We start from the raw sequence: 21,625 nt of genomic DNA on the forward strand, positions 1-21,625 counted from the left end.
GGGTGTCAGCCGGCGTGACGCAGCAGCGGCCGCTCCGCGGACGGCACGTCGACGGCGGGGCTCAGCTCCTCGAAGAGCTCGGTGGCATCCGCGATCGTCAGGTCGACGAAGGACGCGAAATCGACGAAGGAGACTTCGCTTCGGATCCATTGCGACTTGCGGGCTACCACACCGATGCGCTGCGGATCGGTCGAGCCGTGCACGATGGCGGTGACGTGGCGTTGCTGGCGGTTCCACGTGTCGGCGAAGTACGTCAGCCACGGGCGGTCGGCGGCCGGAAAGTAGCACCCGGGAGTGACCCGGATGATCAGTACGTCGTCGTGCGCGGGCGAGATTTCGAAATGAACGTGCAGCCGTCGCGGAGCGCCGGTGACGAAAAAGTATTCACCGTCGCGGTGCCCGCGAAAGTATTGGCGCCCGCGGGTGCGCAAATAGCGTTCGACAAGGTTGGCGCACAGCTGCTCGTTGGTCATAGACGTATGGTGCCGTCGATGACTTTGCGGAGGCTTGGAGCCAAGCGATGTGGCACCGAAGAATCTGTTGAGAATTCGCTGAGTGAGCGTCTGCTATCTATTGAGGCCCGTCCAGCGGATACAGCGCGGGCAGATTGACCACGATCGCTTCCTGGGTGCTGCGCGCGATCACGACCTCGGCCGTGGTGTCGGGGTCGGGGTTTTCCTCCCGGTGCGGCAGATAGGGCGGGATGAAGACATAGTCACCGGGTTCGGTGGCGATGCGGACCTCTTGGACGCCGTCATGAAAGACGAACTCCGGGTTGCCGCTTCGTACATAGATTGCGGTCTCCGAGTCGCCGTGGTGATGGTTGTCCGAGGCGGATTTCGGCGACGCGTGGGTCTCGCCCATCCAGAGCTTCTCCGCGCCGACCGACCCACCGGATAGCGCGGCGAAGCGCCGCAGCCCCTCCGACTGCGCGGTATCCGAGCTGATTTCCGACGCCTTGACGTGGCGCACCCTGTTGCGGGCGAGCGGCGTTGCGGTGTCGTCGAAGTCGGGATGGAAGCCGTCGGAGGTGGCCATGGGTCAATTATGGCCCGATTCATCGCCTCGTTCAGCGATAGCCGAGACGGTCGGCCAGCTCGCGTAGGTCACCGGCGACGATGTCTGGCCGCGGCAGGCCGTCCACCGCCAACGGTGCATTACCGCGACGGGTGATGAGAGCGGCGCCGAACCCGGCGCTATGCGCCCCGAAGGTGTCCCACACGTGCGCGGCCACCATCATGCAATCACCGGGGAGTCACTTGGAGTTCCTCGCACACGTACCGATACACCGCAGGCCCCGGCGCGGGCCTCGACGGTCAGTTGGCGTTCGAAAAAGTCGGCCAGTCCCGAATTGTGCAGCGTCGTCGGGCCATCCGGATTTGGCGGGGAGTGCGTCAGGTGATGAGCCGAAAACCGCTGTTACGCAGGTGCTGATCTGCTCGGCGGCTCCCGAAACCGATGTGGTGCTGGACCTTTAGCGAAAACCCGGGCGACGCTTGTTCCTACGAACTCAGCGGGACGGACGCTTCGGCGGTGTAGCACAGGAAGGTGAGCGTCTCCTGTAGATACAGCTGCACGGTGTCCGCATCATGGCTGGTGTACCCGATCGTCACGTCGGTGCCCAGCTGCAGGTCGAAATCACCGCCGCGCGTGGTCAGCACGAAGGCACCGTCGATGGCCGGGGCCCAGATGATGTCTCCGGGAACGAGCCGGTCGATGTGCTCGAGGATCGGATATCCGTGTTGGGTCGTCTCGCTGACCTTCGTGTAGACGTCGGCCGACAGCAGCACCGAGTAGGGGCCGTCGACACCGGCCAGCCGGAGCTCGGAGATCGCCTGGGTGATCACGTCCGGGATCTCGCTGGGATCGGCCGGCAACGTGAGCGTCTTGTTGGAGCTGGCGGAACGGATGCCCTCGATCGACGCGGCGGCGTAGCCCTCGAAGATGGCACGGTCTTCGACGAACGCGAGCTTCTTTGCGGCCGCCTTGACAGGGTCCCAGTCGGAGTCGCTGGCGCCGCGCTCGACGTTGTCGATCTCGTAACGCGACAGGGTGAACGGAACACGAAGCCGCACAAGGGGTTTACTTTCCCGCAGGTGCGCCTGGACACCCTCGGTGGGTGACGCCACGTTGGCCAGCCGTCCGGTGCTGACCGCGGCGGCCACTGGACCGCCGGGCTCGCTGACGTCGACGACCCGACGTCCGGCGATGTGGCGTTTGAATGTCCGGGTCGCCTCCAATTCGATTTCTTGCCAGGCGGCGTCGGTGACCGGTGCCAGCTCGCGGTAGAGGTTGTTCATGAAGTGGTTCCTTTCAGGCTGCCGATCGAAAGTGAGCCGTCCTGTGCAACAGACGTTTCCGCCGCCGGCGTTGCGGGCAGCGGCGGGGGATCATCGAGGAAGTCGACGGTGGGGGAGAAGAACAATCCGCCGGTGATGGCGGTGGAGAAGTCGAGGATGCGGTCGGTGTTGCCGGGCGGGTCGCCGAGGAACATGTTGCGCAGCATCTGTTCGGTGACTTGCGGTGTGCGCGAATAGCCGATGAAGTACGTGCCGTACTCGCCCTTGCCGAGCTCGCCGAATGGCATGTTGTGCCGCACGATTTTCAGTTCGGTGCCTTCGTCGTCGGTGATGACGTTGAGGGCGATGTGGGAGTCATCCGGCTTGACGTCGTCATCGAGTTCGATGTCCTCCAGCTTGGTGCGGCCGATCACTCGCTCCTGCTCGGTGACGGATATCGAATTCCACGAGGACATGTCGTGCACGTACTTCTGCACGTGGACATAGCAGGAGCCGGCGAAGTCGGGGTCCTCGTCGCCGATTGCGGTGGCGCTGATGGCAAGTGGGCCATCCGGATTCTCGGTGCCGTCGACGAATCCGAGCAAGTCGCGGTTGTCGAAATACCGGAACCCGTGCACCTCGTCGACCACGGTGACCGCGCCGGCCATCGATTTCAGGATCCGGTCGGCCAGTTCGAAACAGACGTCCAAACTTTCGGCCCGGACGTGGAACAACAGATCGCCGGGTGTGGCGGGAGCGATGTGGCGCGGGCCGTTCAGCTCGATGAACCGGTGCAGTTCGGCGGGCCGCGGCCCGGAAAACAAGCGGTCCCAGGCATCCGAGCCGATCGAGGCGATCGCCGACAACCGTTTCTGCGGCTCCCGGAAACCGATCGCGCGCACCAGCCCGGAAACGTCCTGCAGCGCGTCGTGCACGGTTGCCTCTCCACCGTCGTCGATGGTCACCACGAGGAAGATCGCCGCGGGTGTCAGCGGCTCGAGGATGGGTTGCGGCTGGACGGGGGGCACTCTGGTGACCCTAGCGTGGCGACGGTGGCCGCGGACAGCCATGATGTTCAACATGTCCGGCGACCCTCGAAACCAGGCGAAGTCCTCAGCGAGTGCGCAAGGACTCTGCGAGTTCATCGACGCGTCTCCGTCGCCTTTTCACGTCTGCGCCACGGTGGCCGCGCGGCTGATCGCCGCCGGATACACCGAATTGAGCGAGGTGGAACGCTGGCCGTCCGGGCCGGGGCGCTACTTCACGGTGCGAGCGGGCTCGCTGGTCGCCTGGAATTCGGAGGGGGCCGACGGGCCGTTCCGGATCGTGGGCGCACACACCGACAGCCCCAATCTCAGGGTCAAACAGCACCCCGACCGGGTGGTCGCCGGCTGGCGGGTGGTGGCGCTGGAACCCTATGGGGGCGTGTGGCTCAACTCCTGGCTGGACCGCGATCTGGGGATCAGCGGGCGCCTGTCGGTGCGGGCGAAGGATCAAAGCACCGGGATCGCGCACCGGCTGGTCCGGATCGACGAGCCGATCCTTCGGGTGCCGCAGCTGGCCATCCATCTGGCCGAGGACCGCAAGTCGCTGACACTGGACCCGCAGCGACACGTCAACGCGGTGTGGGGTGTCGGCGAGACGGCGCGGTCCTTCGTCGATTACGTCGCCGAGCGCGCGGACGTGGCGCCCACCGACGTGCTGGCCGCCGACCTGATGACGCACGACCTGACGCCCTCGACGGTGATGGGCGCCTCCGACAACGGAACTGCCGACCTGTTGAGCGCGCCCAGGCTGGACAACCAGGCCAGTTGCTATGCGGGGCTGGAAGCGCTGTTGGCATCAGAACGTGGCGCGCAGTGCCTGCCGGTGTTGGTGCTCTTCGATCACGAGGAAGTCGGCTCGTCCTCGGACCACGGCGCGCAATCTAACTTGTTGGGCACCGTCTTGGAGCGAATTGTGCTGGCCGCGGGCGGCACCCGAGAGGACTACCTGCGCCGGCTGCCGGCGTCGCTGCTGGCCTCCGCGGACATGGCGCACGCCACCCACCCCAATTACCCGGAACGGCACGAGCCCGGCCATCCGATCGCGGTCAACGCGGGGCCGGTGCTCAAGGTGCACCCCAATCTGCGCTACGCCACCGACGGACGCACCGCCGCAGCCTTCGCGCTGGCCTGTCAGCAGGCCGGGGTGGCGTTGCAGCGCTACGAGCACCGGGCCGACCTGCCGTGCGGATCGACGATCGGACCGTTGACCTCCGCGCGCACGGGCATCCCCACCGTCGACGTCGGCGCCGCGCAGCTTGCGATGCACTCCGCACGCGAGCTGATGGGCGCCCACGACGTGGCCGCCTACTCGGCCGCGATGCACGCCTTCCTGTCGCCGGCCTGACGCTCAATCGGTCTTCGTCTTACCCACGCCCTGCAGGATCGCGTCGAGCAGGCCGTCAAAAATCCGAGGGCTTTGCGCGTCGAAATCGCCGCCGCCCCCGTGGGTTAACGCGCGAAACAGCATGGTGCCGATCAGCGCCTGGGCGATCGCGTCGAGGTCGGCGGCGGTGCTCAGTTCCTCGTCCCGGACGGCCCGCCGCAGCCGTGTCATCAACCCGGCCAGCTGAGGCGCGCTGAGCTGCTGGTAAAGATCGTCGCCGTCGGCCGGGCGGGCGGCCGCCGCGGCGATGAGCGCCCGCACCAACGCGGCGTTCGGCGGATCCGCCAGAAAGTCGGCATGCTCGCGCAGCCACGCCAGCAGGTCGGCGCGCAGGTCTCCAGTCTCGGCGACGGGAAACGATCCGGATCCGCCGTAAGCCTCCAAAACGGCCTCGGCGACCAGCGGCGCTTTCGATGGCCAGCGCCGGTAGAGGGTCTTCTTCCCCACGCCGGCGCGCGCCGCGACGCTTTCCATCGACAACTCGGCGTAGCCGCCGGCGGTCAAGAGTTCGCGCGTGGCATCGAGGATCGCGTGATGCAGCCGGGTGTCACGGGGCCGGCCGCCCCGCTCGTCGGACACGGAGCCGAGCCTAGGCGGGCCCGGCCGCGCCGGAACGGGCGGCGAACCGATTCGGTACTGGCGTGCGGACGCGCGTTCGGGTTACCTTCACGGGGACAAGTCTAGGAAACGATACGTGTCGTTTCTATGGCTGCGAGTCCGTGACGAAGGAGTCCAATCATGAACGCCCCGTCGCTGTCGGTCCCCACGGCCTGGGATGACATCTCGCCGCAGTGGATGTCCGCGGCGCTGGCCGCCCATCATCCCGGCGCCGAGGTGGACACCGTCACCGTGGAGGTCCGCGACGACGGCACCAACCGGCGCGCCCGCCTGGGAGTGACCTACCGCAGCGGCAGCGGACCGGCGTCGGTGTTCGTCAAGGCCGCCGACCCCGACCACAAAGAACTGATCCGCATGACCAGCGGCATGTTCCACGAGCCGCGGTTGTTCACCTGCGGGGTCGACCTGCCCCTCGAGCACCCCCGCGTCTACACCGCATTGATCGACGAGGCCGCCTACGACTTCGTGATGGTCATGGAAGACCTCACCGCGCGCGGCGCCGATCCCCGCGACGCCACCAGGCCGATGACCGTCGAACAGGTCGCCACCGGCGTGCGCGGCCTGGCCCGGATGCACGGGCGGTACTGGGGCGAGCGGGTGCTGACCGAGCCGGCGCTGGGCTGGCTTGAGCCGTTCCTGCCCTGGGACGGCATGGAAATGGCGCCGCTGCCGGCCGCGCTGGAGCGCCTCGGCACGGACGCACCCGAGCAGGTGACCTCACTGACCATCGACACGCTGATCGAATCGATCTGGAAGCCCTACATCAGAACGCTGACCGCGTCGCCGCAGACCTTGCTGCACGGCGATCCGCACATCGGCAACACCTACCTGCTGCCCAGCGACGAGGTGGGGTTCCTCGACTGGCAGGTGGCCCGCCGCGGCAACTGGTCACTCGACCTGGGCTACTTCCTGCAGGGCGCGCTGACCGTCGAGGATCGCCGTCGCAGCGAGCGCGATCTCCTCCAGGAATACCGCGGCGCCCTCGGCCTGCCGAAAGCCGAGATGCCGAGCCCCGACGAGGTCTGGTTGCGGTATCGGGCCTCGGTGGCGCACGGGCTGACCCTGTGGCTGTGCACCGCCAGCGCCGGGGAGCTCTGGCAGCGCCCCGACATCGCGCTGGCGCTGGCCCAACGGTATTCGTTCGCCTACGCCGACCTGGATACGGCTGCCGCGCTGGCCGAGATCGCCGGCTGAGGTAGCGCGGCGGTCGGCATCCGACACCCCGGGCGCCGCCACCCTAGACTGTGTCCCGTGACTGTCTCCGGGACGAGTGCGCGCACCCACGCGATCGACACCGTCGAGCACGCCGCCACCACTCCCGACGAGCCGCAGCCGTTCGGTGAGCTGGGTCTCAAAGACGACGAATACCAGCGCATCCGCGAGATCCTCGGCCGCCGCCCCACCGACACCGAGCTGGCGATGTACTCGGTGATGTGGAGCGAGCACTGCTCCTACAAGTCGTCCAAGGTGCACCTGCGCTACTTCGGCGAGACCACCACCGACGAGATGCGCGCCGGCATGTTGGCCGGCATCGGCGAGAACGCCGGCGTCGTCGACATCGGCGACGGCTGGGCGGTCACCTTCAAGGTGGAATCGCATAACCATCCCTCCTACGTCGAGCCCTACCAGGGCGCGGCCACCGGTGTCGGCGGCATCGTCCGCGACATCATGGCGATGGGCGCGCGGCCGGTCGCGGTGATGGACCAGCTGCGGTTCGGCGCCGCCGACGCGCCGGACACCCGCCGGGTGGTCGACGGTGTGGTCCGCGGCATCGGCGGCTACGGCAACTCGTTGGGCCTGCCGAACATCGGCGGTGAGACCGTGTTCGATGCGTGCTACGCCGGTAACCCGTTGGTGAACGCCATGTGTGTCGGTGTGTTGCGGCAGGAGGACCTGCATCTGGCGTTCGCCTCGGGCGCCGGCAACAAGATCATCCTGTTCGGAGCCCGCACCGGGCTGGACGGCATCGGCGGGGTGTCGGTGCTGGCGTCGGACACCTTTGACAGCGAGGGGTCGCGCAAGAAGCTGCCGTCGGTACAGGTGGGCGACCCGTTCATGGAGAAGGTGCTCATCGAGTGCTGCCTGGAGCTATACGCCGGGCACCTGGTGGTCGGCATCCAGGATTTGGGTGGCGCTGGATTGTCTTGTGCCACTTCGGAATTGGCGTCGGCCGGCGACGGGGGCATGGCAATCCAGCTCGAGACGGTGCCGCTGCGCACCACCCAGATGACCCCCGCGGAGATCCTCTGCAGCGAGTCCCAGGAGCGGATGTGCGCGGTGGTCACCCCGGAGAACGTCGACGCCTTCATGGCGGTGTGCCGCAAGTGGGACGTGCTGGCCACCGTGATCGGGGAAGTCACCGACGGTGACCGGCTGCGGATCACCTGGCACGGCCAGACCGTCGTCGACGTGCCGCCGCGCACCGTCGCCCACGAGGGCCCGGTCTACCAGCGTCCGGTCGCTCGCCCCGACACGCAGGACGCCCTGAACGCGGACACCTCGACGCGGCTGCCGCGGCCCGCCACCGGCGCCGAACTGCGCGCGACTTTGCTTGCCCTGCTGGGCAGCCCGCACCTGTGCAGCCGCGCGTTCATCACCGAGCAGTACGACCGCTACGTGCGGGGCAACACCGTGCTGGCCGAGCATGCCGACGGCGGCGTGCTGCGCGTCGACGAGGCCACCGGCCGCGGCATCGCCCTGTCGACCGACGCGTCCGGTCGCTACACCAAACTCGATCCCTACGCCGGCGCCCAACTCGCCCTGGCCGAGGCCTACCGCAACGTCGCCGTCACCGGCGCCACCCCGGTCGCGGTGACCAACTGCCTGAACTTCGGCTCGCCCGAAGACCCGGGCGTGATGTGGCAGTTCTCCCAGGCGGTGCGGGGCCTAGCCGAAGGCTCTGCGGCCCTGGGGATTCCGGTGACCGGTGGCAACGTGAGCTTCTACAACCAGACCGGGTCGACGGCGATCCTGCCCACCCCGGTGGTCGGGGTGCTCGGCGTCATCGACGACGTCGGTCGCCGCATCCCCACGGGCCTGGGCACCGAGCCCGGCGAAACCCTGATCCTGCTGGGCGATACGCGCGACGAGTTCGACGGATCGGTGTGGGCGCAGGTGACCGCCGACCATCTGGGCGGGCTACCGCCCAAGGTCGACCTGGACCGCGAGAAGCTGCTGGCCGAGGTGTTGCGCTCGGCGTCGCGGGACGGCCTGGTATCCGCGGCGCACGACCTGTCCGAAGGCGGCCTCGCGCAAGCCGTCGTCGAGGCCGCCCTGGCCGGTGAAACCGGTTGTCGCCTCGTGCTTCCCGAGGATGCCGACCCGTTCGTGACGTTGTTCTCCGAGTCGGCCGGCCGCGTGCTGGTGGCGGTGCCGCGCACCGAGGAGAGCCGGTTCCGTTCGATGTGCGAGGCGCGGGGATTGCCCGCGGTGCGCATCGGCGTCGTCGACCAGGCCTCCGACGAGGTGGAGGTCCAGGGACTGTTCACGGTTTCCCTGGCCGAACTGCGCGAGACCTCCGAGGCGGTGCTGCCGCGGCTGTTCGGATGAGCGACCGCAGCGAATTCTGATGCCCGCCAGGCGTTTTCGTCCTGCTCACGCGGTATCTCTGACCGCCGCACTGGTCGGTTGGAGCTTTGCCGGCCCGCGGCTGCCGGCCTTGTGGAGGGTGGCGCTACAGGCGAGCGTGGGCGGCGCGCTGGTGTTGGTGACGCGGGCGCCGCTGGGCCTGGGGCCGCCCCGGCTGTGGGGCGGGCTGCGGCTGGGCTCGGCGGCCGCGTTGTCGGCGGCGAGCGCGGTCGCCGCGACGGCCCTGTTGCCGCCGGTGCGCCAATCGATTGCCGTCCGCGAACCGCCCGCGTCCGTGCCGGACTGGCTGCTGGTGCGGATACCCGTGGGCACGGTCTGGTCCGAGGAGTCCGCCTATCGCGGTGCGCTGGCCACGGTCGGCACCGCGGCGTTCGGGAAACGCGGCGGAAGGTTGTTGCAAGCCACCGCATTTGGCCTCTCGCACATCCCCGACGCGCGTGCGATCGGTGAGCCCGTGGCGGCCACCGTGCTGGTCACCGGAATCGGCGGCTGGCTGTTCGGTTGGCTGGCTGACCGTTCTGGCAGCCTCGCCGCGCCCATGCTGGCGCACCTGGCCATCAACGAGGCCGGCGCCGTCGCCGTGCTGGCCGCGAGGTCACCGAACCGCAGGGGCGCCTAGGCGACGGGTATCCCGGGTTTTGAGATCCTGGGGTATGGCGCCGCGCGAAAAGGCCGATCCGGCCAAGGCTCGGCAAGCCGTGTTGGCCGTCGCGCAATGGTTGGGTGACGAAACCACTCCGGCGCCGAGCCGCGACGAATTGGCGGCGGCCGTGCGGCTCACCGCCCGCACCCTGGCCGCGGTGGCGCCGGGACGAAGCGTGGAGCTGCGGATCCCGCCGTTCGTCGCGGTGCAATGCGTCGCCGGACCCACGCACACCCGCGGCACACCGCCCAATGTGGTGGAGACCGACCCGCGGACCTGGCTGCTGCTGGCCACCGGCAAGCTGTCGTTCGCCGAAGCGAAGGGCACCGGTGCGCTGCGTCTTTCCGGCTCCCGAGCCGGTGAGATTGACCACTGCCTGCCCTTGTTCGATGTGGACTGAATGCAACCCTGAACTGCAGCTTTAGAGTCTGGTGCGGGCAATTCGTCGCTCAACACGCCTGGCGGATTCGGCGGCGCGGCGCCGGTGCCCGTAGACTCCCCAGCGTCACCAACCGTTCCCCGGGGAGCTGCCGAATCGTGACCGCCCATGAGTCCGAAGAGGACTTCAACGCACCCCGTGAAGAATGCGGCGTATTCGGGGTCTGGGCCCCGGGCGAGGACGTCGCCAAACTCACCTATTACGGCCTGTACGCGCTACAGCATCGCGGGCAGGAAGCCGCCGGTATCGCCGTCGCCGACGGATCCCAGGTACTGGTCTTCAAGGACCTGGGTTTGGTCAGCCAGGTGTTCGACGAGCAGACGCTGGGGGCCATGCCGGGCCACGTCGCCATCGGGCACTGCCGGTACTCGACCACGGGTGACACGACCTGGGAAAACGCGCAGCCGGTGTTCCGCAACACCGCGGCCGGCACCGGGGTTGCCTTGGGGCACAACGGAAATCTGGTCAACACCGCCGAGCTTGCCGCCCGCGCCCGCGACGAGGGGCTGATCGCCAAGCGCGCCCCGGCGCCGGCGACCACGGACTCCGACATCTTGGGCGCGCTGCTGGCCCACGGCGCGGCGGACGCCACCCTGGAGCAGGCGGCGCTGGAGCTGCTGCCGACCGTGCGCGGCGCGTTCTGTTTGACCTTCATGGACGAGAACACGCTGTATGCGTGCCGCGATCCGCATGGGGTGCGGCCGCTTTCCCTCGGACGGTTGGACCGCGGGTGGGTGGTGGCCTCCGAAACAGCCGCACTCGACATCGTCGGCGCCTCGTTCGTGCGCGACATCGAGCCGGGCGAATTGCTGGCGATCGACGCCGACGGGGTGCGTTCCACGCGGTTCGCCAACCCCACCCCCAAGGGCTGCGTCTTCGAGTACGTCTACCTGGCCCGTCCCGACAGCACGATCGCCGGTCGGTCCGTCCACGCGACCCGGGTGGAAATCGGCCGCCGGTTGGCTCGTGAACGCCCCGTGGAAGCCGACCTGGTGATCGGCGTGCCCGAGTCCGGCACCCCCGCCGCCGTCGGCTACGCGCAGGAGTCGGGCATTCCCTACGGCCAGGGGCTGATGAAGAACGCCTACGTCGGGCGCACCTTCATCCAGCCGTCCCAGACCATCCGCCAGCTCGGCATCCGGCTGAAGCTCAACCCGCTTCGCGAGGTGATCCGCGGCAAGCGGCTCATCGTCGTCGACGACTCGATCGTGCGCGGCAACACCCAGCGCGCCCTGTTGCGGATGCTGCGCGAGGCCGGTGCCGTCGAGGTGCACGTGCGTATCGCGTCGCCGCCGGTCAAGTGGCCCTGCTTCTACGGGATCGACTTCCCGTCGCCGGCCGAACTGATCGCCAACGCGGTCGAAGACAAAAAGGAGATGCTCGAGGCGGTGCGGCACGCCATTGGGGCGGACTCGCTGGGCTACATCTCGCTGCGCGGCCTGGTCGCGGCCTCCGAGCAGCCGGCCTCGCGGTTGTGCACCGCCTGCTTCGACGGCCAGTACCCGATCGAGCTGCCCGAGGAGACCGCGTTGGGCAAGAACGTCATCGAGCACATGCTCGCCAACGCCGCCCGCGGCGGCGGGCTCAACGATCTCGCGGCCGACGAAGTACCGGTCGTCCACTGACTCGGTGGCGCTCCTTCGCCGACGTTTGATACCGGCGGTCGGCGCCGCCCGGTAGCCTTTATCGCGATGACGGATCCCGGAAAGAGCCCCGCGCGCCACTCAGGCAGTCAGGGCATCACCTACGCGTCGGCCGGGGTGGACATTGAAGCCGGCGATCGCGCCGTCGAACTGTTCAAGCCGCTAGCGACAAAGGCCACGCGACCCGAGGTACGGGGCGGCTTGGGCGGATTCGCCGGCCTGTTCGCGTTACGCGGCGACTACCGCGAGCCGCTGCTCGCGGCCTCCACCGATGGCGTCGGAACCAAGATTGCGGTCGCCCAGGCGATGGACAAGCACGACACCGTCGGGCTGGACCTGGTCGCGATGGTGGTCGACGACCTCGTGGTGTGCGGCGCCGAGCCGCTGTTCCTGCAGGACTACATCGCCGTCGGCCGCACGGTGCCGGAACGCTTGAGCGCCATCGTCAGTGGCATCGCCGAAGGCTGCGTGCGGGCCGGCTGCGCGCTGCTCGGCGGCGAGACGGCCGAACACCCCGGCCTGATGGAACCGGACCACTACGACATTTCGGCCACCGGCATCGGTGTCGTCGAGGCCGACGACGTGCTGGGGCCCGATCGGGTCAAACCCGGCGACGTCATCATCGCGATGGGATCGTCGGGCTTGCACTCCAACGGATATTCGTTGGCCCGCACGGTGCTACTCGAGATCGACCGGATGAACCTGGAAGGCTACGTCGAGGAGTTCGGCCGCACCCTGGGCGAAGAGCTGCTCGAACCCACCCGCATCTACGCCAAGGACTGCCTCGCGCTGGCCGCCGAAACCCACGTCCGCACCTTCTGTCACGTCACCGGCGGCGGACTCGCCGGAAACCTGGCACGCGTCATCCCGCACGGGCTGGTCGCCGAAATGGACCGCGGCACCTGGACGCCCGCGCCGGTGTTCGCCATGATCGCCCAGCGCGGCCGGGTGACCCGGGAAGAGATGGAGAAGACGTTCAACATGGGCGTCGGGATGATCGCCGTCGTGGCCCCGGAAGACACCGACCGCGCCCTGGCCATCCTGACGGCACGGCACCTGGATTGCTGGGTGCTGGGCACCGTCGGCAAAGGTGGAAAGGCGGGTCCGCGGGCCAAGCTCGTCGGTCAGCACCCGAGATTCTGAGGACCCCGGACTTCGGCGAAACTGATGCGGCGCCGGTGCTCGAGGCATCGGCGCCGGGGCGTTGGTTCTAGCGCCGCCAGCTGTCCTGGTCGTCCCAGGATTCGTCGGCGCCGTCGGTGTCCAGTTCGGTGGCCTCGTCTGAGCCCGTTCCGGACAGCTCTTGCTGAAGCCGCTGGAAGTCGGTCTGCGGAGAACTGTATTTGAGTTCTCGAGCAACCTTGGTCTGCTTTGCCTTAGCCCGGCCGCGGCCCATGGGGGAACCCCCTCGCGCAATAACGGAGCGGCCTAACGAGTAGGCGGCTCCGATCTCCTGGTGTCGTATTGTCCTGCCGACAGTTTACCGTGCCGCGCCAGTGGGCGTCGGCGCCCCCTGCTCGCTGTGGCGGACGTTACCGTTCATTATCCCGCACCGCCCCGCAACCGTTCAACGGCCAGTCGCCCGGCGCCGATCTGCTCGGCAGAAGGCAGGGAATCGACGTCGATCACGGCGGCCACCGCGGCGTCGGGACCGGTCGCCAATTCCGTCTCGGCGGGCAGTCCGCGCTTGAGCAGCGCCAGCGCTACCGGCCCGAGATCGACGTGGTCGACCACGGTGCCGAGGCGCCCGACAGCGCGCCCACCGGCCAGGACCGGCTCGCCCGTCGACGGTCGGTCCACCGAGCCGTCCAGGTGCAGCAACACCAGCATCCGGGGCGGTCTGCCCAGGTTGTGCACCCGCGCGACGGTCTCCTGGCCGCGGTAACAGCCTTTGTCCAGGTGGACGGCGCCTTCGCCGGGGCCACCGATCCAGCCCACCTCATGCGGAATCGTGCGTTCGTCGGTGTCGACACCCAGCCGCGGCCGCACCGCCGCGACACGGTGGGCCTCGTAGGCCCACACCCCGCCGGGCCGGACTCCGGCCTGCGCCAACCGGTTTCGCCAGTCGCCGGCCTCGGCGCGCGGAACAACCAGGTCCAGTTCAACCGGGCCGGCCGGCGTGCCGGGCATCCGTCGCAGGAAGCCACCGCCCACGGGAACCGCGGACCACTCGACGGGCAGCGCGTCCACTCCGAGCGCGTCGAGGACCGTCTGGTCGGCCAGCCGCGGGCCGAGCAATGAGAGCACGGCCAAATCGGCGCCGCCCGGGGTGACCTCGGACCAGAACACCATCTTGCGCAGGTAGTCGAGGAGCGGCTCGGCGCGCCACGGTTCGGTGTCGAGGTAGGTAGTGCCCCCCAGCTCGGTCTGGATCCAGTGGTCCTCGACGCGGCCCTGGCCGTCGAGGCTCAGATTCTGCGTGCTGGTGCCCTCGGGCAGGCTGCTGACGTGTTGCGTCGAAATGCTGTGCAACCACGTCTGGCGGTCGTTGCCGGTCAGAGTGAGCACACCGCGGTGCGAGCGGTCCACCACGATCGCGTCGGTTTCTGCGGCGCGCTGTTCGCCCAGCGGGTCGCCGTAATGCCAGACGGCGCGGGCGTCGGGTCCGGAATCGGGTGCGGGGACGGGGCGGTTCACACGTCAACTCTACGGCCGCAAGACCCGCCCAACGAGTGTGCCGCTCGCCGCACGTTCGTCGACGAGCGTGCGGCCGGCTTCACATTCGGCGAGGGACCGGCGAGCCGATAGGCTTCTCCACCATGGCTGGCCAGACGGGTGTGATCGTCACGCTGGACGGCGAAATCCATTCGCCGGAGGCGCCGCTGCTGTACGCCGACGACCTGGCGGCCGTGCGCGGCGACGGCGTCTTCGAAACGCTGCTGTTGCGCGACGGCAGAGCCTGTCTGATCGAGTCGCATCTGCAGAGGCTGTCCCAGTCGGCCGCGCTGACCGATCTGCCTGAGCCGGATCTGCCCCGGTGGCGCAGTGCGATCGAGGTGGCCACCCGGCAGTGGTGCGCGGGCACCGCGGACGAGGGCGCGATGCGGCTGATCTACAGCCGCGGCCGGGAAGGTGGTTCGGCGCCGACGGCCTACGTGATGGTCAACGGCGTTCCCGACCGCGTCACGGCGGTCCGACGCGACGGACTGGCGGCCATCACCCTCGATCGCGGCCTACCCGCCACCGGCGTCGACGCGATGCCGTGGCTGCTGGCCGGCGCCAAGACCCTGTCCTACGCGGTCAACATGGCCGCCCTGCGCCATGCCGCCCGCCGGGGCGCCGGTGACGTCATCTTCGTCAGCACCGACGGCTACATCCTGGAGGGCCCTCGATCGACTGTGGTGATCGCCACCGACTCCGAAGCGCCGGACGGCAATCCGTGCTTGCTGACGCCCCCGCCGTGGTATCCGATTCTGCGCGGTACCACCCAGCAGGCCCTGTTCGAGGTTGCCAGGGCCAAGGGGTACGACTGCGATTATCGGGCGCTTCGTGTCGCGGATCTGCTTGACGCCCAAGGTGTTTGGCTGATCTCGAGCATGACCTTGTCCGCCCGGGTGCATACCCTCGACGGCCGCCCACTGCCGCGGTCGCCGATGGCGGGGGACTTCGCCGAACTGGTCGACGCCGCCATCGTCAGCGATCGCTGAGCGCTGAATTCTGTTGTCGCCTCTGCCATTCGCGGGTACGGTCGGCCGTACACAAGGAAGGAGGTGGTCCGAGAAATTGATAGCTTCATGGACATGTGAGGTGGCTGCGCGCTAGCTGCATCGGCTCGGAAGAGCTGGCGACACACATGCGCTGGCGAATTCCCCGCAGTCACCCGGCCCCCGAGCTTCCGGTTTTTGTCCGACCTGGAACATGGCTCGGGGGCCGCCCCATGTCGGCGGCCGCTCCCGGCCCTGCTAGCCGGCGAACCGCGACAGGCGCGCCGACAGGTGCGGCACCAGGCCGCCGTCGGCGTCGACCCGTTCCTCGACATAGGCCAGGTCGCCGCCTTCGACGATGCCGTAGAGCCGTTTGGCGCCGCCGACCAGCACGCCGGACCTGCTGCGGGCCAGCGCATCGGTCACCAGCTCCCACGACGATTGGGTGCGCGGACGCCCGTAGAACAATTCGACGTAGCCCGCCGAATGCGCCAACAGCAGCTCGATCGCGTGGGATTCGCTGGGGTCGTCGGGATCGCTGACAAAGCGCCAGAAACCGGTCTCCCGTAAGTCGCGCTCCTGGTAATCGCCCGTCTCGCTCAGTCGCCAGGACCGGGCTTCCCAGTTCAGATAGTCCCCGCCGTCGTGCGAGACCACGATCTGCTGCCCAAACCGGTAGTCACCGTCGTGCCCGCGGCCTTCGCCTTCGCCGCGCCACACTCCGACCAGCGGCAGCAACGCGAGCAGCGCGTCATGGAGATTGGCGCCCTCGCGCAGGTTGGCGGTGTCGGCGGGCACGGGTAGATCGTCGAAGGACGGGATGTTGCGGCCGGCGGTCACCTTGGCGCGCTCGGCGGCGGCAGCCACCGCCCGGTCGCCGGAGCCGGCAGAACTCGACGGATCGTCGCCGGAGTTCATGTGCGCCGCTCCTCCCCATCGCTGCGCTCTGGATCGTCGCCGGCGGAGTTCATCTGCGCCGCTCCTCCCCATCGCTGCGCTCTGGATCGTCGCCGGCGCGGCTCACGACTCGTCAGTGATGAGCCGGTAGAGGGTGTACAGGGCGAACCATGAAATCACCACGACCGCCACAACCAGCATGATCTCGAAGAACAGCACCACGGGGGCAAGTCTATTCGCCTCGTCGCGTCCCGGTCGCGGGCAGCTGGTCGATCAGGCGATCTTGACGTCGACCTCGTGGATGCCCGCACCCGACGGCGTCACCACGGCGTTCCCGTTGCCGGCCGCCGACAGTGCGCGCAGCGTCCAGGATCCGGGTGCGGCGAAGAACCGGAAGTCACCGGTGGCCGAGGCCACCACCTCGGCGGTGAACTCGTCCGACGAGTCCAGCAAGCGGACGAACGCGCCCCCCACTGCCTGGCCGTCGCCGTCCACCACACGGCCGGTGATCACGGTTTCCTTTTCCAGGTCGACGCTGGCGGGCAACGTCAGTCCTTGCTTCGGTGCAGAGCACATATCAGCTTCCCAACTCGATCGGGGCCCCCACCAGGGAGCCGTATTCCGTCCAACTGCCGTCGTAGTTCTTGACATTCCTGTGCCCGAGCAATTCGTAGAGAACGAACCAGGTGTGCGACGACCGCTCGCCGATACGGCAGTAGGCGATCGTTTCTTTGTTGCCGTCCAGGCCGGCCGCGGCGTATAGCGCGGCCAGCTCCTCGTCGGACTTGAAGGTGCCGTCCTCGTTGGCCGCCTTGCTCCACGGCACGTTGATGGCGCCGGGGATGTGGCCGGGCCGCTGGCTTTGTTCCTGCGGCAGATGCGCGGGGGCGAGGATCTTGCCGGAGAACTCGTCGGGGGAGCGCACGTCGACGAGGTTCTTGACGTTGATGGCCGCGATGACGTCGTCGCGGAACGCGCGGATGCTGTTGTCCGGTGCGGCCGCCGTGTACGACGTCGCCGGCCTGCTGACGGTGTCGCTGGACAGTGCGCGGCCGTCGAGCTCCCACTTCTTGCGGCCGCCGTCGAGCAACTTGACCTTCTCGTGGCCGTACAGCTTGAAATACCAGTACGCGTAAGCGGCGAACCAGTTGTTGTTGCCGCCGTAGAGGATCACGGTGTCGTCATTGGAGATGCCCCGCTCGCTGAGCAGTTTCGAGAACTGCTGAGCGTCGACGAAGTCGCGTTTGACCGGGTCCTGCAAATCGGAGCGCCAGTCCAGCTTGATCGCGCCGGGAATGTGGCCGGCGTCGTAAGCGCTGGTGTCCTCGTCGACTTCGACGAAGACGACGCCTGAGGCGTCGAGATTGCTCTCAGCCCAGTCGGTCGAGACCAGGACGTCGGAGCGTGCCATGGAATGGGTCCTTTCAATCACTTTTGGTTACAGCAGGTCAGGTGCGACGCGCGATGCTCCGGAAGCGGACCACCAGCGGGTAGAGCTGGCAGCCCAGGCAGATGCCGAATGCGGCGTTGAGAAACGCGGCCGCCAGGGCGGCCCCCGTGGCGATGACGCCGAACAGGACGGCGCCGGCGGCGAAGCCGGCGGTCCCCAGCACGGCGAAGATCAGGCCGACGAGCTGGGCGAACTGTAGCGGCGCGGTGGGTTCGCGATCCTGCACCGGGCCCAGCCGGGGCGCGACGACGGCGGCGAATATCCGGCCGTAGGGATGCTTGCGCGGCCCGCCGGCAGCGCCGATGGCGAAGATGACGGCCTGGACGGCCAGGATTGCCGCCGCCGCCGGTGGACTGGCCGCCGACACGACCAGCACCAGCAGCAAGACACCGGTCGTCACCCAGGCGGCGAAGCGTGGCCCACGCACGTCGACGAGGTCGGGCTGCGTGGCGGTGTTGCTGCTCGGCAAGGTGTTACTCCTCGAATACCTCTGTTGCTCATGGAAACGACGATGGGAGACGCGCCACGGTCGGGATCCGGGGCCGCTCCGAGTGCTACGCGACAGCGCGGCTACTCAGCAGCAACAGCAACAACAACAGCCCGCGGTGCGGCACAGTTCAACTGCGCGACGCTTGGTGAGCATGGGCTCGAGGCGGGCTAACACGTCGGTCAGCTTACCCAATGACACCGCGGTCAAGCCAACAGCGGTTTCAGGACGGACCGCAGGTCGGCGGCGCTCGGCACTCCGGAGGTCCGGTACCGCTGCCGCCCGTCGATGTCGAAGATCAACGTGGTGGGCAGGGACAGCACCGAATAACGGCGCGCGGTCTCCGGATTGGCGTCCAGATCGACCTCGACGTGGGACACCCCGCCCAGGTCGTCGCAGACCTCGACCACGACCCGGCGCACCCGGTCGCACGGCCCACACCACGGGGCACTGAAATGCACGACGGTCGGTCCGCTGCGCGAAAGTCTCAGCGCTGCGATGTCGCCGGCGGTGTCGTGATCCGGCCCGGGATCGATTTCCCGGATGCCGCCGGAGCGGCGGGTCAACAGCCAGCCGACGAGGGTCGCGGCGGCGAGCGCGGCGACGGTGACCACGATGACCGTCGTCACGGGCGCCACTCCTCGTCGCGCCCGGCGGCGCCGTCAGCGTGCGTCATGACCGTTTGAACCCATCGAGGGACACCGTTAATCCGTAGGTGATGCCCTCGATGATGACGTCGGAGCCCCGCGCCCCCTCGGTGGTGGGCGCGACACCGAAGGGAAGCCGCTGGTCGGGAAGCCGGCCACCGAAGGCGTGCAGCACCGCGTCCTGCTTGTCGGCGGGGACGGTCTGGTCGGCGGTGTCCGGTCCGGTGAGCACGCCTTTGGGGGTGAAGACCAGCGTCGCCGGGTCATCGGGGGCGATGGAAAGGTCGACCGAGACGCTGACCCGGCGATCGAAGCCGGACGATTTGGGTGTGCCGGTGAACACCAGCCCGTGGCTGTCGGAGATGCCCGACGCGGTGACGCCGCCGGTGGAGGTATTGGTTTCCTTGGGCGGGGCCTCGACCATCAGGTCGCTGATGCCCAGGTATCGGCCCAGGTGGGTCGAGTCGATGATGATGCGGCTTTCCAGCTTGTCCACCGCCAGCTTGGCTTCGGGACTGATCAGCCACGACGCATGCGTGAGATCGACCGAATACATCGTGGCCTCGAGGGTGGCCTTGCCGGTCATCGCGTGTTCGACGGCGTTGGCCTTGATCTCCACCTGGCTGTAGTTGCCACGCACGGCCTGCGGAATGAAGGGAAACGCCACGATGGCCACGAAGGGGTCGCTGCCAAGCTGGGCCGCCTTGCGCACGCTGGCCGAGAGCCGGTATTCGGCATAGATGCTGGTGCCGTAGTCGACCCCGATCGCACCGAGGGTGACCACGGCCACCAGGATCGCGGTCGCGGTCGCAGCAATCAGCACCTTGCGCACCCGCATATTGTGGCGTAACCCCGGCGGCACCGGATCGCCCGTGGCGGGGCTCACACTGGCTCGTCTGCCACGCGAAAACACCAGGTATCACGTTATCGTTAGATGACCTGGTAACTAACGCGTGATGGCGTTGTGAATTTGGGAGATGCCGTTCCCCCGAGCTGGAGGGACTAGTTGGAGCTTTTACTGCTGACCTCGGAGCTGCATCCCGATCCGGTCCTGCCCTCGTTGTCGCTGCTTCCGCATGCCGTGCGGACGGCGCCGCCTGAACCGGCCTCGCTGCTCGAGGCCGGGACGGCGGACGCCGTGATCGTGGATGCGCGCACCGATTTGTCGTCCGCGCGCGGCCTGTGCCGCCTGCTGAGCACCGCCGGACGGTCGGTTCCCGTGTTGGCCGTGGTGAGCGAAGGCGGCCTGGTGGCCATCAGCGCCGACTGGGGCCTGGACGAGATCCTGCTGCCCACCACCGGACCGGCCGAGATAGACGCGAGACTGCGGCTGGTGGTCGGCCGCCGGGGCGGGCTCGCGGACCAGGAAAGCGCCGGCAAGGTGAGCCTGGGCGAGTTGGTGATCGACGAAGGCACCTACACCGCCCGGCTGCGCGGGCGGCCGCTCGATCTCACCTACAAGGAATTCGAGCTGCTCAAATACCTGGCCCAGCACGCCGGGCGGGTGTTCACACGGGCGCAGCTGCTGCACGAGGTGTGGGGATACGACTTCTTCGGCGGCACCCGCACGGTCGATGTGCACGTGCGCCGGCTGCGGGCCAAACTGGGCCCCGAGCACGAGGCGTTGATCGGCACCGTCCGCAACGTGGGTTACAAGGCGGTCCGCCCGGCGCGCGGCCGCGCCCCGGCGGCCGACCCCTCAGATCCCGACGGCGCGGACGGCGCCGAATCCGGTTCGGAATCCGACTCCGAGGACGTCCAAGATCCGTTGGTCGATCCGTTGCGCACTCAGTGACCCCGCCTGACTGGCGTCGGACGCTGACCGACGACGAACAGCGGGGCGTGCGCGAACTCATCAGTGCGGCAACGGAATTCGACGGGGTGGCGCCCGTCGGCGAGCAGGTACTGCGCGAACTCGGACACGACCGCACCGAGCATCTGCTGAGCACCTCGGACGACGGTGTGATCATCGGCTATCTCAATCTCAGCCCGCCCCGCGACGGGGAGACCGGGATGGCGGAGCTCGTCGTGCACCCTCGGGTCCGTCGTCGCGGCATCGGGGCCGCGCTGGCTCGCGCGGCGCTGACCAAAACCGGTGCGGGCAACCGATTCTGGGCGCACGGCACGCTCGAGCCGGCCCGCGCGACCGCGTCCGCGCTGGGCCTGACGCCCGTGCGGGAACTGATGCAGATGCGACGCTCGCTGCGCGATCTCCCCGATGCCGCGCCCTCGGTGCCCGGGGTGCGGATCCGCACCTATGCGGGCCCGGCCGACGACGCCGAGCTACTGCGCGTCAACAACGCCGCGTTCGCCTACCACCCCGAGCAGGGCGGTTGGACCGAAGTCGAGCTGGCGGAGCGGCGCGACGAACCGTGGTTCGACCCAACGGGTTTGTTTCTCGCGGTCGATGACTCCGAGGGCGATCAGGGCGGCAGGCTGCTGGGATTTCACTGGACGAAGGTGCACCTCGATCGGCCCGGGTTGGGCGAGGTGTACGTCGTGGGTGTCGATCCGTCGGCGCAGGGCCGCGGACTGGGACAGGCGTTGACCGCCGTCGGCGTCGAATGGCTGGCCCGCCGCCTGGCCGACGCCACCGATCCCACCGTGATGCTTTACGTCGAGTCGGACAACGTCGCCGCCGTGCGCACCTACCAGCGCTTGGGTTTCACCACCTACAGCGTCGACACCGCATACGCGGTCGTACCCGCGGCCAACTGACCGCGGGTACGAGCGGCATCCACCCGCATCGTTAACCTGGTCCTTGCTACCGAGACGTTGCCGTGCGCCGGCCGGCGCATAGTTTCGCCGCGACTTGGCAACCTGAGAGGGGATGGCCAGCGGCGCCCACATGCGTCTTGAA

Annotated in this window: 25 protein-coding genes; 10 read left to right on the forward strand and 15 right to left on the reverse strand. The window is 68.3% G+C overall.

Annotation, left to right across the window (positions count from 1 at the left end; translation table 11 throughout):
* Nucleotides 1-5: 5 nt before the first annotated feature.
* The 5 genes from JF781_RS05385 to JF781_RS05405 form a co-directional block, all read right to left on the reverse strand.
* Nucleotides 6-473 (reverse strand): YbjN domain-containing protein, encoded by a 468-nt coding sequence (locus JF781_RS05385; protein WP_225327851.1) that lies wholly within the window; start codon nt 471-473, stop codon nt 6-8.
* Between the two features lie 97 nt (nt 474-570).
* The gene (locus tag JF781_RS05390) at nt 571-1,038 is read right to left on the reverse strand and encodes a cupin domain-containing protein (protein WP_225327850.1); all 468 of its coding nucleotides are present in this window, start codon (nt 1,036-1,038) and stop codon (nt 571-573) included.
* A gap of 31 nt (nt 1,039-1,069) precedes the next feature.
* A complete protein-coding gene (locus JF781_RS05395) occupies nt 1,070-1,240 on the reverse strand; it encodes a hypothetical protein (RefSeq protein ID WP_225327849.1) in 171 nt (56 codons plus the stop codon).
* A 262-nt stretch (nt 1,241-1,502) separates the two neighbouring features.
* Nucleotides 1,503-2,300, reverse strand: a complete 798-nt coding sequence (locus JF781_RS05400; protein WP_225327848.1) for a family 1 encapsulin nanocompartment shell protein — start codon at nt 2,298-2,300, stop codon at nt 1,503-1,505.
* Complete coding sequence (locus JF781_RS05405) at nt 2,297-3,307, reverse strand: Dyp-type peroxidase (RefSeq protein WP_225341149.1); 1,011 nt, start codon at nt 3,305-3,307, stop codon at nt 2,297-2,299. The genes JF781_RS05400 and JF781_RS05405 overlap by 4 nt, the downstream gene beginning before the upstream one ends.
* A 43-nt stretch (nt 3,308-3,350) precedes the next feature.
* Here JF781_RS05405 and JF781_RS05410 point away from each other — a divergent pair, with 43 nt between their 5' ends.
* Nucleotides 3,351-4,670 (forward strand): M18 family aminopeptidase, encoded by a 1,320-nt coding sequence (locus tag JF781_RS05410; RefSeq protein WP_225327906.1) that lies wholly within the window; start codon nt 3,351-3,353, stop codon nt 4,668-4,670.
* Between the two features lie 3 nt (nt 4,671-4,673).
* Here the strand turns inward: JF781_RS05410 and JF781_RS05415 are convergent, their stop codons facing one another.
* Entirely contained in the window at nt 4,674-5,288 is a 615-nt protein-coding gene (locus JF781_RS05415) for a TetR/AcrR family transcriptional regulator (protein WP_225327846.1), read from the reverse strand.
* A gap of 159 nt (nt 5,289-5,447) precedes the next feature.
* Between JF781_RS05415 and JF781_RS05420 the strand changes: the two genes are divergently transcribed.
* The 6 genes from JF781_RS05420 (at nt 5,448) to purM (ending at nt 12,783) form a co-directional block, all read left to right on the forward strand.
* Nucleotides 5,448-6,521, forward strand: a complete 1,074-nt coding sequence (locus tag JF781_RS05420) for an ecdysteroid 22-kinase family protein (RefSeq protein ID WP_225327845.1) — start codon at nt 5,448-5,450, stop codon at nt 6,519-6,521.
* Between the two features lie 57 nt (nt 6,522-6,578).
* Nucleotides 6,579-8,876 carry a phosphoribosylformylglycinamidine synthase subunit PurL gene (purL, locus tag JF781_RS05425; RefSeq protein ID WP_225327844.1) on the forward strand — a complete coding sequence of 766 codons (2,298 nt, stop codon included), beginning with the start codon at nt 6,579-6,581 and terminating at the stop codon, nt 8,874-8,876.
* A gap of 19 nt (nt 8,877-8,895) precedes the next feature.
* Nucleotides 8,896-9,534 (forward strand): CPBP family intramembrane glutamic endopeptidase, encoded by a 639-nt coding sequence (locus JF781_RS05430; RefSeq protein ID WP_225327843.1) that lies wholly within the window; start codon nt 8,896-8,898, stop codon nt 9,532-9,534.
* A gap of 34 nt (nt 9,535-9,568) precedes the next feature.
* On the forward strand, nt 9,569-9,958 hold the full coding sequence (locus JF781_RS05435; protein ID WP_225327842.1) for a sterol carrier family protein: 390 nt from the start codon (nt 9,569-9,571) through the stop codon (nt 9,956-9,958).
* 137 nt (nt 9,959-10,095) lie between these two features.
* On the forward strand, nt 10,096-11,622 hold the full coding sequence (gene purF / locus JF781_RS05440) for an amidophosphoribosyltransferase (RefSeq protein WP_225327841.1): 1,527 nt from the start codon (nt 10,096-10,098) through the stop codon (nt 11,620-11,622).
* Nucleotides 11,623-11,688: 66 nt separating this feature from the next.
* Entirely contained in the window at nt 11,689-12,783 is a 1,095-nt protein-coding gene (gene purM, locus JF781_RS05445) for a phosphoribosylformylglycinamidine cyclo-ligase (protein ID WP_225327840.1), read from the forward strand.
* Nucleotides 12,784-12,850: 67 nt separating this feature from the next.
* Here purM and JF781_RS05450 read toward each other — a convergent pair whose 3' ends face one another.
* Nucleotides 12,851-13,036 (reverse strand): DUF3073 domain-containing protein, encoded by a 186-nt coding sequence (locus tag JF781_RS05450; protein ID WP_225327839.1) that lies wholly within the window; start codon nt 13,034-13,036, stop codon nt 12,851-12,853.
* 146 nt (nt 13,037-13,182) lie between these two features.
* The gene (locus tag JF781_RS05455) at nt 13,183-14,277 is read right to left on the reverse strand and encodes a folate-binding protein YgfZ (protein ID WP_225327838.1); all 1,095 of its coding nucleotides are present in this window, start codon (nt 14,275-14,277) and stop codon (nt 13,183-13,185) included.
* A 140-nt stretch (nt 14,278-14,417) separates the two neighbouring features.
* Between JF781_RS05455 and JF781_RS05460 the strand changes: the two genes are divergently transcribed.
* Nucleotides 14,418-15,287 carry an aminodeoxychorismate lyase gene (locus JF781_RS05460; protein ID WP_225327905.1) on the forward strand — a complete coding sequence of 290 codons (870 nt, stop codon included), beginning with the start codon at nt 14,418-14,420 and terminating at the stop codon, nt 15,285-15,287.
* Between the two features lie 255 nt (nt 15,288-15,542).
* Here the strand turns inward: JF781_RS05460 and JF781_RS05465 are convergent, their stop codons facing one another.
* The 7 genes from JF781_RS05465 to lmeA form a co-directional block, all read right to left on the reverse strand.
* Complete coding sequence (locus tag JF781_RS05465; RefSeq protein ID WP_225327837.1) at nt 15,543-16,202, reverse strand: FABP family protein; 660 nt, start codon at nt 16,200-16,202, stop codon at nt 15,543-15,545.
* Between the two features lie 252 nt (nt 16,203-16,454).
* Nucleotides 16,455-16,757: a DUF1416 domain-containing protein gene (locus JF781_RS05470; protein WP_008263909.1), complete on the reverse strand. Its 303-nt coding sequence runs from the start codon at nt 16,755-16,757 to the stop codon at nt 16,455-16,457.
* Between the two features lies 1 nt (nt 16,758).
* Entirely contained in the window at nt 16,759-17,592 is an 834-nt protein-coding gene (locus tag JF781_RS05475; protein ID WP_225327836.1) for a sulfurtransferase, read from the reverse strand.
* 37 nt (nt 17,593-17,629) lie between these two features.
* On the reverse strand, nt 17,630-18,100 hold the full coding sequence (locus JF781_RS05480; RefSeq protein ID WP_225327835.1) for a DUF4395 domain-containing protein: 471 nt from the start codon (nt 18,098-18,100) through the stop codon (nt 17,630-17,632).
* A gap of 105 nt (nt 18,101-18,205) precedes the next feature.
* Nucleotides 18,206-18,319 (reverse strand): Ms5788A family Cys-rich leader peptide, encoded by a 114-nt coding sequence (locus tag JF781_RS28685; RefSeq protein WP_374109668.1) that lies wholly within the window; start codon nt 18,317-18,319, stop codon nt 18,206-18,208.
* Between the two features lie 5 nt (nt 18,320-18,324).
* Nucleotides 18,325-18,747 (reverse strand): co-chaperone YbbN, encoded by a 423-nt coding sequence (locus tag JF781_RS05485; RefSeq protein WP_225327834.1) that lies wholly within the window; start codon nt 18,745-18,747, stop codon nt 18,325-18,327.
* 43 nt (nt 18,748-18,790) lie between these two features.
* Nucleotides 18,791-19,603, reverse strand: a complete 813-nt coding sequence (lmeA, locus tag JF781_RS05490; protein WP_225327904.1) for a mannan chain length control protein LmeA — start codon at nt 19,601-19,603, stop codon at nt 18,791-18,793.
* Nucleotides 19,604-19,771: 168 nt separating this feature from the next.
* Between lmeA and JF781_RS05495 the strand changes: the two genes are divergently transcribed.
* Complete coding sequence (locus tag JF781_RS05495) at nt 19,772-20,560, forward strand: response regulator transcription factor (RefSeq protein WP_225327833.1); 789 nt, start codon at nt 19,772-19,774, stop codon at nt 20,558-20,560.
* Nucleotides 20,557-21,483, forward strand: coding sequence for a mycothiol synthase (gene mshD / locus JF781_RS05500; protein WP_225327832.1), 927 nt, complete (start codon nt 20,557-20,559; stop codon nt 21,481-21,483). Before JF781_RS05495 ends, mshD begins: the two co-directional genes overlap by 4 nt.
* The last annotated feature ends 142 nt before the right edge of the window (nt 21,484-21,625 follow it).

The sequence above is a fragment of the Mycobacterium sp. WUMAC-067 genome, from assembly GCF_020217485.1.
Classification (GTDB): Bacteria; Actinomycetota; Actinomycetes; order Mycobacteriales; family Mycobacteriaceae; genus Mycobacterium.